The sequence below is a fragment of the Flavobacterium urocaniciphilum genome, assembly GCF_900110615.1.
GTDB lineage: Bacteria > Bacteroidota > Bacteroidia > Flavobacteriales > Flavobacteriaceae > Flavobacterium > Flavobacterium urocaniciphilum.
Map to the genome: position 1 here is coordinate 58,679 of NZ_FOEI01000002.1, position 14,406 is coordinate 73,084.

Consider the following 14,406-nt stretch of genomic DNA (forward strand, 5'->3'; position numbering starts at 1 on the left):
TCATTATGTGTGGAATTGTAGGTTATATAGGTCATAGAGACGCTTATCCAATTATTATAAAAGGATTAAAAAGACTTGAGTACAGAGGTTACGATAGTGCTGGTGTTGTATTATATGATGGAAAAGATTTAAAGCATTCTAAAACGAAAGGTAAAGTTTCCGATTTAGAAGAAAGAGTTGCAAAGGAAATAACAATTGACGGGAAAATTGGTTTCGGTCATACACGTTGGGCTACTCATGGTGTTCCTAATGATGTAAACTCACATCCTCATTTTTCAAATTCAGGAAAATTAGCAATTGTTCATAATGGTATTATTGAAAACTATGAGCCATTAAAGCAAGAATTAATGAAGCGTGGTTATACTTTTAAATCGGATACCGATACAGAAGTTTTAATCAACTTAATTGAAGATGTTCAGAAGAAAGATAATCTGAAATTAGGTAAAGCGGTTCAAGTTGCATTAAACCAAGTAGTTGGGGCATATGCGATTGTTGTTTTTGATGCAGATAAACCAGATGAGTTAGTTTGTGCACGTTTAGGTTCGCCGTTAGCAATTGGTTTAGGAGATGATGAATATTTCGTAGCTTCGGATGCTTCTCCATTTATTGAATATACTTCTAATGCTATTTATTTAGAAGATGAAGAAATGGCAGTTATTCGTTTGAATAAACCAATGAAAGTTCGTAAAATTAAAGATGATTCTTTAGTTGATCCTTATGTTCAAGAGTTACAAATGAACTTAGAGCAAATTGAAAAAGGCGGGTACGAGCATTTCATGTTAAAGGAAATTTACGAACAACCAAATGTAATTAAAGATACTTATAGAGGTAGATTATTAGCTAACAAAGGCATTATTCAAATGTCGGGTGTAGAAGATAATTTAGAAAAATTCACTAATGCAAAACGTATTTTAATTATTGCATGTGGAACTTCTTGGCATGCTGGTTTAGTGGCTGAATATGTTATTGAAGAATTTGCTAGAATCCCAGTTGAAGTTGAATATGCTTCTGAATTCAGATATAGAAATCCAATCATAAATAAAGATGATGTTGTAATTGCTATCTCTCAATCTGGTGAAACTGCAGATACTTTAGCTGCAATTAAATTAGCAAAAGAAAGTGGTGCTTTTGTGTTTGGAGTATGTAATGTAGTTGGGTCTTCTATTTCTAGAGAAACTCATGCAGGTGCTTATACGCATGCTGGTCCAGAAATTGGTGTAGCATCAACTAAAGCATTTACCACCCAAATTACAATTTTAACTTTATTGGCGTTACGATTAGCTAAGGCTAAAGGAACGATGAATCATTCTGATTACCAACGATACTTGTTAGAATTAGAAATGATTCCAGAAAAAGTACAAGAAGCATTAACTACTAATGAAGTTTCTAAAACAATTGCTTCTATATATAAGGATGCTTCAAATGCATTATATTTAGGTAGAGGATTTAATTTTCCTGTAGCTTTAGAAGGTGCATTGAAATTAAAAGAGATTTCATACATTCATGCTGAAGGATATCCTGCTGCTGAAATGAAACACGGACCAATTGCTTTAATTGATGAGCAAATGCCGGTTTTTGTTATTGCACCTAATAAAGGACACTATGATAAAGTAGTAAGTAATATTCAAGAAATAAAATCAAGAAGCGGAAAAATCATTGCTGTTGTTACTAAAGGTGATGTTCAAGTTAAGGAATTAGCCGATCATGTTATCGAAATTCCAGAAACGTCAGAAGCATTAACACCATTATTAACTACAATTCCGTTACAATTATTGTCATATCACATTGCTGTATTGCGTGGATGCAACGTGGATCAGCCTAGGAATTTGGCAAAATCTGTTACCGTAGAATAAGTAAAAAAGCGAAATTTTTAAAATTTCGCTTTTTTATTGAAAAAAAGTCAAAAAATAAATTGGTAAATTGTTTCGAAAAAAACTATCTTTGCACTCTGAAAAAAGTATGTTTTTTTCAATTCTAAATAGCTATTAAATAAATACATAAGCAATGTCTAAAGTTACAGGAAAAGTTGCACAAATTATTGGACCAGTAGTAGATGTAGTGTTTGACACTACAAATGTTGAGCTTCCAAAAATTTATGACTCATTAGAAATCACTAAAAAAGATGGTACTAAATTAGTATTAGAAGTTCAATCACACATTGGAGAAAACACAGTTCGTACGATCTCTATGGACTCTTCTGATGGTTTATCTAGAGGTACTGAAGTTGTAAGTACAGGAAATCCAATTAAAATGCCAATTGGACCAGATGTTTACGGTCGTTTATTCAACGTTATTGGTGATGCTATCGATGGATTAGCAGAATTACCAAAAGATGGTGAGAATGGAATGTCTATTCACCGTCAAGCACCAAAATTTGAAGAATTAGCTACATCTTCTGAAGTATTATTTACAGGTATTAAAGTAATCGACTTAATTGAGCCTTATGCAAAAGGAGGTAAAATTGGTTTATTCGGTGGTGCCGGAGTAGGTAAAACAGTATTAATTCAGGAGTTAATTAACAATATTGCAAAAGGTCACGGTGGTCTTTCTGTATTCGCAGGAGTAGGTGAAAGAACACGTGAAGGAAATGACTTACTTCGTGAGATGTTAGAGTCAGGTATCATTAAATACGGAGACGATTTCATGCACTCTATGGAAAATGGAGGATGGGATTTATCTAAAGTTGATACTATGGGAATGAGAGATTCTAAAGCAACTTTCGTTTTCGGACAAATGAATGAGCCACCTGGAGCTCGTGCTCGTGTAGCATTATCTGGATTATCTATCGCTGAATATTTCCGTGATGGAGCTGGAACAGGACAAGGTAAAGACGTACTTTTCTTCGTTGACAACATTTTCCGTTTTACACAAGCTGGTTCTGAGGTATCTGCCTTATTAGGTCGTATGCCATCTGCGGTAGGTTACCAACCAACTTTAGCAACTGAAATGGGTGCGATGCAAGAGCGTATCACGTCTACAAAAACAGGATCTATTACGTCTGTACAAGCGGTTTATGTACCTGCGGATGACTTAACTGACCCTGCACCAGCAACAACGTTTGCTCACTTAGATGCAACAACTGTATTATCTCGTAAAATTGCTGAGTTAGGTATTTACCCAGCGGTAGATCCATTAGATTCTACTTCTCGTATCTTAACTCCAGAAATTTTAGGTGACGATCACTATAACTGTGCTCAAAGAGTAAAAGAAATTTTACAACGTTACAAACAATTACAAGATATTATCGCAATCTTAGGTATGGAAGAATTATCTGAGGAAGATAAATTAGTAGTTGCTCGTGCACGTAAAGTACAACGTTTCTTATCTCAACCATTCCACGTAGCTGAACAGTTTACAGGAATTCCAGGAGTTTTAGTAGATATTAAAGATACTATCAAAGGATTTAACATGATTATGGATGGTGAATTAGACCGTTTACCAGAATCTGCATTCAACCTTAAAGGAAGTATCCAAGATGCTATTGAAGCTGGAGAGAAAATGTTAGCAGAAGCATAATAACAAGTGTTCAGTGAACAGTATCAGTAAACAGAAAACTGAGACTGAAAACTGAGACTGAAAACTAATTAAGATATGATATTAGAAATAGTTTCACCAGAAGCAACATTATTTAAAGGAGAGGTTACTTCAGTAGCCGTTCCTGGTATTAATGGTGAGTTTCAAATGTTAAATAATCACGCTGCTATTGTTTCTATATTAACAAAAGGAAACGTGAAAATTAACGCTCAAAACATTACAATTGAAAAAGAACACGTTTCTAAATTCACTAAAGTAAATGAGCAAACATTTTGGTTACCAATTAAATCTGGTACTATAGAAATGAATAACAATAAAATAATTGTTTTAGCAGACTAATTCAGTTTTTTATTAAAATAATAATCCCGATAAGAGTTTTCTTGTCGGGATTTTTTTATTTTTACTATCCGAAAATATTAATTATGGAAGAAAAAAAACATATAGTAATTTTAGATGAAAAACTCTCTTATTTTCAAATCACAATAATTACATCCTTTTTCCTGTTTTTTATTTATAGTATCATAAATGATATGTCAGAATATCCTTTTAGCTTTTCAATTTGGTATTTTATTTTATTGTTTTTAATGATTTTAAAGCCATTAAGTCTTCTAACTTTTGGATTAGCAGCATCAAGAAAAAATAAAGTTACTTATTTTGTAGAAGAAAATAATTTGCAAATCATAATTGACTTTTTTCTATACAAATACACTAAGAACGTCTCTGTTTCACAATTTGATTATATAGCTGTAAATACTGATTTATTTACATCAGTTACTTTGTGGTATAATGAAAATAAACATTTAAAATTATCTGGTTTTAGTAAAAAAGACAATGCTTTTGTTTACGGAAAAGCATTGGCTAGAACCTTAAAAACAGATTTTCTAAATAAAACAGATGTTAAAAATCCTGTTTGGACAGCCTACAAAGACTTATGAAACTACCTATTTCACTTCAACAGAAATTAAATCAACGTACTGCGGAAAATGCTCTACGAAAATTACCTGTTCCAATAAATGGAATAGATTTTTCTTCCAACGATTATTTAGGTTTTGCTAAAAACGAACAAATTTTTGAAGAAACACACCAATATTTAATTGATAATAATATTAAAATAAATGGTGCAACGGGTTCACGATTGATTTCTGGAAACCATAATCTATATGCTGTTTCTGAATATTATATTGCAGCTTTTCATCAAGCCGAAGCAGCAATTATTTTTAATTCAGGTTATGATGCTAATGTGGGTTTCTTTAGTTCAGTTCCGCAAAGAAATGATATCATTTTTTATGATGAATTGTGTCATGCCTCTATTCGCGATGGCATACAAATGAGTCATGCTAAAGCTTATAAATTCAATCATAATGATTACGAAGATTTAGAAAGTAAAATTTCAAAACACTTTGAAACAAAATCTGAAAACCAATCTATTTATATCGTAACTGAATCTGTTTTTTCTATGGATGGCGATTCTCCAAATATGGAAACTTTAGTTTCTATTTCAGAAAAATACCAAGCACTTTTAGTTGTGGATGAAGCACATGCTTTGGGTATTTTTGGGGATAATGGAGAAGGATTAGTGCAATCACAACAATTACAAGATAAAGTTTTTGCTCGGATCATCACTTTCGGTAAAGGATTAGGTTGTCATGGTGCTGCTATATTAGGGAATACAGATATAAAAGATTATTTAGTAAACTTTGCTCGAAGTTTTATTTATACAACTGGACTTTCACCTCATTCTGTTGCAACAATATTAGTAGGTTATCAAAATTTAAATCAAGCAACAGAAATTGTAAAACTGAAAGAAAACATCAATTTTTTTAATCAACAAAAACAATTGCTAGGCATAAAGCCATTTTTTGTTTATAGTAAATCAGCTATTCATTCTGCCATTATTCCAGGTAATGAAAAAGTAAAGCTTATTGCATTAAAACTGCAAGAAAAAGGATATGATGTAAAAGCAATATTGTCTCCAACTGTTCCAGAAGGTCAAGAAAGATTGCGTTTCTGTTTACATTCCTATAATACAGAACAAGAAATGATAAATGTGTTAACTGATTTGACTAAATTAGTATTTTAATTCTAAAAATGTAATGGCAAAATTTCAACAAATAGCAAATTATCAATATTCTTCAGAAGCGTATTTGTTTAAAGGGAAATTAGAATCGGAAGGTATTGAAGTATTCTTGCAAAATGAAAATACGATTAATACCGATCCTTTATTAAGTAATGCTGTTGGTGGTGTTAAGCTGTTTGTGAAATCTGAAGATATCATTAATGCAAAACAAATTTTAGCAGCTATTCCTGAATACTCATTAGATGATAATGGTAATTTATTAACTTGTCCGAATTGTAAGTCTCAAAAGATTGAAATGGTAACTTCAATTAAAGATGTAAAATCTCTTTTTGCCTTTATTTATGGATTATTAACGCTTTCAATGCCTTTATTTACGAAACACAAACATAAATGTCAAGATTGTAATTTTGAATTTTAAATTTTCACAAAAATTTAATGTTTAATCATGATTGTACTTGCAATTTCTTTGCGAACTTTGTGACAAATTAATAAACATGAAAATATTCGTTACTGGAATTGGAACTGATGTTGGAAAAACAATTGCCTCATCAATTATTGTAGAAGCTTTAGAAGCTGATTATTGGAAACCTATTCAAGCTGGCGATTTAGATAATTCCGATTCTCATAAAATCAAATCTAGAATTTCAAATACCAAAACCCAAATTTTGGATAATGCCTATGCATTAAATACTCCTGCAAGTCCTCATTTAGCTGCAGAAATAGACGAAATTACAATCGATATCAAAAAAATAAAAGAACCTAAAACCAAGAATCATTTAGTAGTTGAAGGTGCTGGTGGAATTTTAGTGCCAATCAATATCAAAGAATGTGTTATCGATTTAATTCAACCCGATTATAAAGTAATTGTCGTTTCTCGTCATTATTTAGGAAGTATCAATCATACTTTAATGACTATCGAAATTTTAAAATCAAGAAATATTAATGTAGCTGGAATTATTTTTTCTGGTGACGAAAATCAATCCACAGAAAGTATCATTTTAGAGAAAACAGGAGTGTCGATGGTCGGAAGAATAGAGAACGAACCTTATTTCGACCAAAATGTCATAGCATATTATGCAGATTTATTTAGAGAAAACCTTTTGAAGTTATAAATTGGTTAAAATTTAATTAAAACACATGTCTTTAATACCTTTGTGTGAATAAAAAGTCCCCATGAACATGACAATTTCAGAAAAAGATAGTTTATACAACTGGCATCCCTATACACAACATAAAATTTATTCTCATTTTCCAGCAATCGTTAAAGGTAAAGATGAATTTTTATGGGATGAAAATGGGAAACAATATATAGATGCAATTGCTTCTTGGTGGGTTAATCCTTTCGGCCATAGCAATACGTTTATTGCTGATGCGATTTACAAACAACTTACCACTTTAGAGCATGTTTTATTTGGTGGTTTTACGCATAATGTAGTAGTAGAATTAGCAGAGAAATTAGTGGAAATTTTACCTTCAAATCAAAGAAAATTTTTCTATTCTGATAATGGATCTACAGCTGTAGAAGTTGCTATTAAAGCATCTTTACAATTTCATTATAATAAAGGAATCAAAAAAGATACGATTATTGCGTTTGATGATGCCTTTCATGGCGACACATTTGGTGCAATGGCAGTAAGTGGTATTGGAATGTTTACGGAAGCATTTCAAGATGCTTTAGTTAAAGTAGTTCGTATTCCTGTTCCAACAAAAGGTAATGAAGAAGTTTCTAAGTTGGCTTTGAAAAAAGCAATTGCAGAAAATGAAGTAGCAGCTTTTATTTTTGAACCATTAGTATTAGGAGCTGCTGGAATGGTGATGTATGAAGCTTCAGAATTAGATAGTTTGATTGAAATTTGTAAGCAAAATGAAGTGTTTACTATTGCAGATGAAGTTATGACGGGGTTTGGAAAAACGGGCAAAATGTTTGCGTGTAATTATTTGCAAAACCAACCCGACATGATGTGTTTGAGTAAAGCTTTAACAGGTGGAACTATTCCGATGGCAATTACTACATTTACTCAAGAAATTTTTGATGGTTTTGTGAGTGATAATGTAAATCATGCTTTATTTCACGGACATACTTTTACAGCCAATCCAACAGGTTGTGCGGCTGCTTTAGTAAGTATTTCGTTATTGAAAAATCCGGAAATATTTGAAAATATTGGTAAAATTACAGCTTCACATCTTCAATATGAAAAGCATATTTCCAACCATCCAAAAGTAAAAACAACTCGTGTTTTAGGTGTTATTTTTGCCTTAGAGGTTGAAGTTTCAGAAAAACAAGGGTATTATAGTAATTTAAGGAACCAATTTTATAATTATTTTATTGATAAAGGTGTAATTTTGCGTCCAGTTGGTAATATCATTTATATCTTACCTTCTTATATTATTTCCGAAGAAAGTTTACAATACGTTTATTCGGTAATCGAACAAGCTTTAAACGAAATTCCATGTTAAAACAACCCGTTTTCATTAATTCAATTGCTTCCATTTCTGCATTAGGTTCTTCTGCTGATGAAATATGGACGAATTATTTACATGATCAAGCGTTGTTTCAAAAAATGGATGCCAATGAAAAATCATATTGGGTATCTAAATTTGCTGAAAAAGAAAATGGATTATTAAATGAAATAATCGCTTCGGATTCTAAATACAAACATTTAGATAAGTCGGTTTTAATGGCGATTTTAGTGGCTAGAAAATGTTTTAAAGAAAGTGGTTTTTCAAATGAAAATGTCGGAATTAATTTTGGTTCTTCTCGTGGTGCAACTGCTTTGTTTGAAAAACATCATTCTGATTTTATAAATGAAGGCAGTGTTTCTACATTTGCTTCACCATCTACAACTTTAGGTAATATTTCAAGTTGGGTGTCCCATGATTTATTAACTAACGGTCCTGAAATTTCGCATTCTATTACTTGTTCAACAGGATTACATGCCTTATTAAATGGAATTGCGTGGTTGCAATCAGGCATGTCCAATCAGTTTTTAGTAGGAGCAAGTGAAGCGCCATTAACGCCTTTTACGTTAAGTCAGTTATCTGCATTAAAAGTATATTCCAACGAAGAAAATGAAAAAGCTTGTAGAAGTTTAGATTTTTCAAAAACTTCAAATACTATGGTTTTAGGTGAAGCAGCTTCTTGTATGTCTATTTCTTTAGCATCAGAAAATGCGTTAGCTAAAATTATTGGAATTGGCTATGCTACAGAAATCCTTTCAAGCGGAACTTCTATTTCTACCGATGCCGTTTGTTTTCAAAAATCAATGAAAATGGCACTTGGGCAAACAGATTTAAATGATGTTGATGCAATTGTTATGCATGCACCTGGTACCATTCAAGGAGATAACACTGAAATGGAAGCTATTAAAGCTATTTTTAATAGAGATTTACCTATGTTGACTTCAAATAAATGGAAAGTTGGACATACTTTTGCTTCTTCTGGAATGTTGAGTTTGGAATTGGCAATTTTAATGTTGCAACATCAAAAATTCATAAATTCTCCCTTTTATACCAATTTAAAATCTAATAAGTTACAAAAAATTCTTGTTAATGCTGTAGGTTTTGGTGGAAATGCCGTTAGTATTTTGTTAGAAAAATAACAGAAAATTCTGATTAACAGTATTTTGTCGGATTTTTAACTCCTCTTGTCGTTTTTTTATTATCAGATTAATTTTATTAAATAAATTTAATCTGTAAACCTTTTTGTAATAATTCAAAAAAATAGTCATTTTATTAAATAATTTAACAAATTAATATTTTTTTGTTAACATAAAATGCATAATTTTAACAAATACAATAAGAAAAATTAAATCACACCCTAATATTAATTTAAAAAATGAAAACAATGCGCTGAGTCTAAATTAGTTATTAATCTAATTCCCCAAGATTATGATAAAAAAAATTACCTCTTTAAAGAAAAAACTATTTTCTACACTAGTTTTTTTTATGCTTACTTACGTAAGTTATTCTCAAAATGCTAATTTAGTTATTAGCGGAAATGGTAATACAATTGCGAACGGAGACATCACACCAAGTTTGGTTGATTTTACCGATTTCGGAAATGTTAACATTGGTTCTACACAAGATAATACTTTTGTATTAAGAAATGACGGTGTTGGCGGTACAAACGCTTCACGAAGAATTTCTTTCGCTAGCCCTGCGGTAGTAATTTCTGGCACAGGTGCTTCTAATTTTTCAATAATTTCTGGACCAACAGGTGGAAGTTTATTAAACGGTTTAGGTACTGTTTTTTCTCCGAATTTAGTTATTCGTTTTACTCCAACTGCACCAGCTGGCATTAAAAATGCTACAATTACAGTAAGATATACAAATAATGCAGGAACTTTAACGTATGTATTTGCGATTAGAGGTAATGCTGTACAACAGCCTGAAATGGATGTTCAAGGAAATGCAAACTCTATTGTTGATGGAGATATAACACCTTCAATAATAGATTTTACAGATTATGGAACAACTTCTATTGGTGCTGGAGTTAATAGAACTTATTTTGTATATAATACAGGTTCAGCTGCTTTAAACTTAGGAGCTATTACGTTTTCTGGTGCTAATCCAGCAGACTTTTCAGTAACTACACTTCCAGCAGCAATTGTTGCTCCTGGCGGAAATACATCTTTTGTTGTTACATTTAATCCAGCTGCTATAGGTACTAAAACAGCTACTATTTCTATTGTAAATAACGATGCTAATGAAAATCCATACAATTATAATTTAATTGGGGTTTGTATTCAAACATTCTTTGATAGTGATGGTGATGGAATTTTCGATAATATCGATGTTGATGATGATAATGATGGAATTCGCGATATTACTGAAGAAACAAATTGTAATAATGCTAATGGTCCGAAAGTAAATTATAAATTTTTAAATGAATCTTTTGGTGCAGGTCCTAGAACTACTATTAATACTACATATAACGCAATAACAACGTATTGTTATGAAAATGGAGTTGGAGCTCCAAATACGGCTGCTTGTCCAACATTAAGTTCTCCAGATCTAAATGATGGTGAATATGCTGTTGCATCAAGTTGCCAAATTGCTTCTTGGGCTCCTACCTATTGGCATATGGGCGGAGATCATACTGGTGATCCTAATGGAAGAATGGCTATCTTTAATGCTTCTTATACTCCTGGAATTTTCTATACTGCTTCAATTACTGGCGCTTTACCAAATATTCCAATTACCTATAGTTTTTGGGTATTAAATATTGATAGAACCGATGCGCCAGGTATCGCTACAAGATTACGTCCTAATGTAAGAGTTGAATTTAGAGATGTAAATAACAATCTTATCACTTCAATTAGTACTGGAAATATTGCACCAACTACTGCAGGAAATTTAGCAGGAAATTGGGTTCAATTTACTGCTAGTTTAAATTTAAATGTAGATGCCTTTAATGTAATATTCATCAATAATGAAACGGGTGGTTTAGGTAACGACTTAGCTTTAGACGATATCTTAATTACACAAGCATTATGCGATTTAGATAGAGACGGTGTTGCGGATGTTTTTGATTTAGATTCTGATAATGACGGTATTGAAGATATTATTGAAGTTGGTTTAGGAAGTTTAAGTAATGCTAAAGGTAAAATGGATGTTGCTTGGATGGACGCCAATGCAAATGGTTTACACGATAGTGCTGAAGGAATTTTAAATGCCCCAGATTTTGATGGTGACGGTGCGCCAAACTATATGGACTTAGATTCAGACAATGATACTCTTTTTGATGTAGATGAATCAGGTGCTGGAAACACAAATGCTGTTCCTGGATTTGTAAATGGTGATGGAGACATTACTGGAGATGGAAGAGGTGACGGTGCAGATACTGAAACGTTTAGAAGTAAAGATACTAATGGAGATGGAATTGTAGAAGGTTATGGTGATGGAATTCTGGATTTATACGATTATGGTTTTAATATTTATGGAAACTTAGATCAGGGTTCTAATATTGCTCCATTTTTAGATTATGTTTTAGATACAGATGGTGATGGCTCTCCAGATTATTTAGATACAACAAGAAATGGAAGTACCTTTGATATTGCTAATACATTATATGCTTCATTAGATGCCAATAATGATGGAGTGATTGATACTTTAACAGATATTGATAAAGATGGAATTGTAGATTTATTTGATACTAATACGGCTTATTTTGGTTCTCCAAGAGATTTAAATAGAAAACTTTTATTAGAATTTGATGGTAGAAATGATTATGCACAAAGTACAGCTATTTTAGGAGGATTACCTTCAGCAACATTAATGTCATGGATCAATTTAGCAAATGGATATAATGCTGATGGAATTATTGTTGGTCAAAATAATTTCCAATTAAAAGTTTCTAACATAAAAAGATTACAAGCAACTGTGAATGGAACTACAGTTACTTACAACACTGCTTTAAATACTAATCAATGGTATCATGTAGCAGCAATTTATTCAGGTGGAAGTTTAAGATTGTATTTAAACGGATTACTTGTTGCTTCTCAAGCTTTAGCAGGTAATATTGCTGCGGATGCTTCTGTATTAACTCTTGGTAAAAATCCTATTGCCAATAACACATTCTTTAAAGGTAAAATTGATGAAGTTCGTGTATTTAATATTGGTTTAACAGATTCACAATTACAAAGAATGGTGTACCAAGAAGTAAAGGATAATGCAACACAAATTAGAGGAGAAGTGGTTCCTAAAGATGTTGGTGCTTTGCCTTATGCAAATATGGTGCGTTATTATAGAATGGATGTTTATAAAGATGATATTATTGACGATTTATCAACGCCTGCTATTGATTTAGTTGGAACGAAAATATTCAATCATAAAGTAATTAATGTTCAACAAGCTCCAATGCCTTTTATTACTGAAAGAACGGGTGACTTCGCAACAGCTGTAAATAGTCCAACTAAAGAAATTAGAGGAATGGATATTATGGATTACGATTGGTCTATTGTTGATGTTAGACACAATATTACAGAACCAGCAAATTCTACAGATTTAGGATTAATTTTAAATCCTGGAGTAATGATCTATATGAATAATGATAATAAATTGCAAAATGATTGGTATTTATTATTAGATGGTGTAATTGATTTAGTTGGTAGATCTCAATTAGTACAAACTACTAATAGCGATTTAGAAGTATCAAGTGATGGTTGGATTGAAAGAGATCAACAAGGAACTTCAAATTTATTTAACTATAATTATTGGTCTTCTCCTGTAAGTCCTGTTAACGGAGGTATAAACAATAGTAATTATACTGTTGCATCTGTAATGAGAGATGGTACTAATCCTGCAAGTCCAGCTACAATTAATTGGATAGGAGGATATAATGGATCTCCAACTAGTCCTATCAGTATTGCACGTTATTGGATTTATAAATTCCAAAACGTAACTGGTGTATATGCAAACTGGACACAAGTTTTAGAAACAGGTACATTAAGTCCTTCTCAAGGTTATACGATGAAAGGAAGCGGAGCCGCATCTCCAAAACAAAATTATACGTTCATAGGTAAACCATATAATGGAACGATTACTAATCCAATTTCTGCTAATAATTTGAATTTAAGTGGAAATCCATATGCTTCTGCAATAGATGCAGATAAATTTATTGATGATAATGTTTCTTCAGTTGCAGGACAATCAACAACTAATGGAACTATTTATTATTGGGAACATTCTCCTTTAAATAATTCACACATTTTACAAGATTATCAAGGTGGTTATGCAGCATACACAAAAGTTGGAGGAGTTCCTCCAATTGCGCCAGCAGGAATTGCAGGTTTAGGTGGAAATACAAAAATTGCTCAAAGATTTATTCCTGTAGGTCAAGGTTTCTTTGTTTATGGAAGCGCAACTGGAGGTACTATCAATTTTAATAATTCGCAAAGAATATTTGTGAAAGAAGATAATCCAGCTTCATTTGAAATGTTTAGATCTAATAATAATGTAGTAAATGCTAATCCAAATGCAGAGATTAATCCAAATGATGCATATAATTTAAATCCTTATGCTAAAATTCGTTTAGGGTTCAATTCATCGAATAATTATCATAGACAAATTTTATTAGGTTTCATGGATGGAAAAGCAACTTCTAATTTTGATCCTGGATATGATGGTCCACTTATGGACGAACATTCAAATGATATGTATTTCAAAAATAGAAATGATAAATTAATCATTCAAGGTGTAGGTGAATTTAATGAAGTAATTAGACATGCATTAAGTGTTAAAACAGATCAAACTAACTTTGTTGAATTCGTTTTAGATGGTGTTGAAAATTTTGATGCAAATAGAAAAATATTCATTTATGATGCTGAAACTGGTTTGTTCCATAATATTAAAACACAAGCTTTCAAAATTAAACTTGCACCTGGAACTTATAACGATAGATTTTATTTAACATTCAATAATAGAAACGTTACAAGTGTTGTACAAAACAGAGTAGAAGAGGTTGAAATTGAAAATGTAGTTAGTGTTAAATATGAAAATGCTAATCAATTTTTACAAATTACAAACGATGATGTAAATGTGTCAGTTAAAAATGTTTATTTATATAATTTAGTAGGACAGCTAGTTAAAACATGGAATGTTCAAAATGAAAAACAAGATGAGATTCAAATTCAAATGGGAGCTCACAATTCTGGAGTGTATATTGTTAAAGTAGAAACTTCAAATGGAACAATAAGTAAAAAGATCAGTATTAAATAATTCATGAAAAATAAAAGGAAAAAGTAGTCCCAACTTGGAAACAGGTTGGGATTATTAGTTTTTAATTGGATGTTTTA

The 14,406-nt window shown here is 31.6% G+C and carries 10 protein-coding genes; all 10 read left to right on the plus strand.

Annotated elements, in window-relative coordinates; genetic code table 11:
• Window positions 1-5: 5 nt before the first annotated feature.
• The 10 genes from glmS (at window position 6) to BMY86_RS04515 (ending at window position 14,329) form a co-directional block, all read left to right on the plus strand.
• Window positions 6-1,853, plus strand: coding sequence for a glutamine--fructose-6-phosphate transaminase (isomerizing) (glmS, locus tag BMY86_RS04470; protein ID WP_091465783.1), 1,848 nt, complete (start codon window positions 6-8; stop codon window positions 1,851-1,853).
• 151 nt (window positions 1,854-2,004) lie between these two features.
• On the plus strand, window positions 2,005-3,516 hold the full coding sequence (atpD, locus tag BMY86_RS04475; RefSeq protein ID WP_091465784.1) for a F0F1 ATP synthase subunit beta: 1,512 nt from the start codon (window positions 2,005-2,007) through the stop codon (window positions 3,514-3,516).
• A gap of 75 nt (window positions 3,517-3,591) precedes the next feature.
• Complete coding sequence (locus tag BMY86_RS04480; protein ID WP_091465786.1) at window positions 3,592-3,873, plus strand: F0F1 ATP synthase subunit delta/epsilon; 282 nt, start codon at window positions 3,592-3,594, stop codon at window positions 3,871-3,873.
• Window positions 3,874-3,956: 83 nt separating this feature from the next.
• Window positions 3,957-4,469, plus strand: a complete 513-nt coding sequence (locus BMY86_RS04485) for a hypothetical protein (RefSeq protein WP_143065594.1) — start codon at window positions 3,957-3,959, stop codon at window positions 4,467-4,469.
• On the plus strand, window positions 4,466-5,614 hold the full coding sequence (locus BMY86_RS04490) for an aminotransferase class I/II-fold pyridoxal phosphate-dependent enzyme (RefSeq protein WP_091465790.1): 1,149 nt from the start codon (window positions 4,466-4,468) through the stop codon (window positions 5,612-5,614). The genes BMY86_RS04485 and BMY86_RS04490 overlap by 4 nt, the downstream gene beginning before the upstream one ends.
• 13 nt (window positions 5,615-5,627) lie before the next feature.
• Window positions 5,628-6,029 (plus strand): putative signal transducing protein, encoded by a 402-nt coding sequence (locus BMY86_RS04495; RefSeq protein ID WP_091465793.1) that lies wholly within the window; start codon window positions 5,628-5,630, stop codon window positions 6,027-6,029.
• Between the two features lie 76 nt (window positions 6,030-6,105).
• The gene (bioD, locus tag BMY86_RS04500; RefSeq protein ID WP_091465795.1) at window positions 6,106-6,723 is read left to right on the plus strand and encodes a dethiobiotin synthase; all 618 of its coding nucleotides are present in this window, start codon (window positions 6,106-6,108) and stop codon (window positions 6,721-6,723) included.
• Between the two features lie 67 nt (window positions 6,724-6,790).
• The gene (bioA, locus tag BMY86_RS04505) at window positions 6,791-8,068 is read left to right on the plus strand and encodes an adenosylmethionine--8-amino-7-oxononanoate transaminase (RefSeq protein ID WP_091465798.1); all 1,278 of its coding nucleotides are present in this window, start codon (window positions 6,791-6,793) and stop codon (window positions 8,066-8,068) included.
• A complete protein-coding gene (locus BMY86_RS04510; RefSeq protein WP_091465800.1) occupies window positions 8,062-9,210 on the plus strand; it encodes a beta-ketoacyl synthase N-terminal-like domain-containing protein in 1,149 nt (382 codons plus the stop codon). The genes bioA and BMY86_RS04510 overlap by 7 nt, the downstream gene beginning before the upstream one ends.
• Window positions 9,211-9,556: 346 nt before the next feature.
• Window positions 9,557-14,329, plus strand: coding sequence for a choice-of-anchor D domain-containing protein (locus BMY86_RS04515; RefSeq protein WP_177177124.1), 4,773 nt, complete (start codon window positions 9,557-9,559; stop codon window positions 14,327-14,329).
• The last annotated feature ends 77 nt before the right edge of the window (window positions 14,330-14,406 follow it).

Coding starts and splice junctions, on each gene's coding strand:
- glmS (WP_091465783.1), top strand. CDS start 6: ATGTGTGGAATTGTAGGTTATATAGGTCATAGAGACGCTTATCCAATT.
- atpD (WP_091465784.1), top strand. CDS start 2,005: ATGTCTAAAGTTACAGGAAAAGTTGCACAAATTATTGGACCAGTAGTA.
- BMY86_RS04480 (WP_091465786.1), top strand. CDS start 3,592: ATGATATTAGAAATAGTTTCACCAGAAGCAACATTATTTAAAGGAGAG.
- BMY86_RS04485 (WP_143065594.1), top strand. CDS start 3,957: ATGGAAGAAAAAAAACATATAGTAATTTTAGATGAAAAACTCTCTTAT.
- BMY86_RS04490 (WP_091465790.1), top strand. CDS start 4,466: ATGAAACTACCTATTTCACTTCAACAGAAATTAAATCAACGTACTGCG.
- BMY86_RS04495 (WP_091465793.1), top strand. CDS start 5,628: ATGGCAAAATTTCAACAAATAGCAAATTATCAATATTCTTCAGAAGCG.
- bioD (WP_091465795.1), top strand. CDS start 6,106: ATGAAAATATTCGTTACTGGAATTGGAACTGATGTTGGAAAAACAATT.
- bioA (WP_091465798.1), top strand. CDS start 6,791: ATGACAATTTCAGAAAAAGATAGTTTATACAACTGGCATCCCTATACA.
- BMY86_RS04510 (WP_091465800.1), top strand. CDS start 8,062: ATGTTAAAACAACCCGTTTTCATTAATTCAATTGCTTCCATTTCTGCA.
- BMY86_RS04515 (WP_177177124.1), top strand. CDS start 9,557: ATGCTTACTTACGTAAGTTATTCTCAAAATGCTAATTTAGTTATTAGC.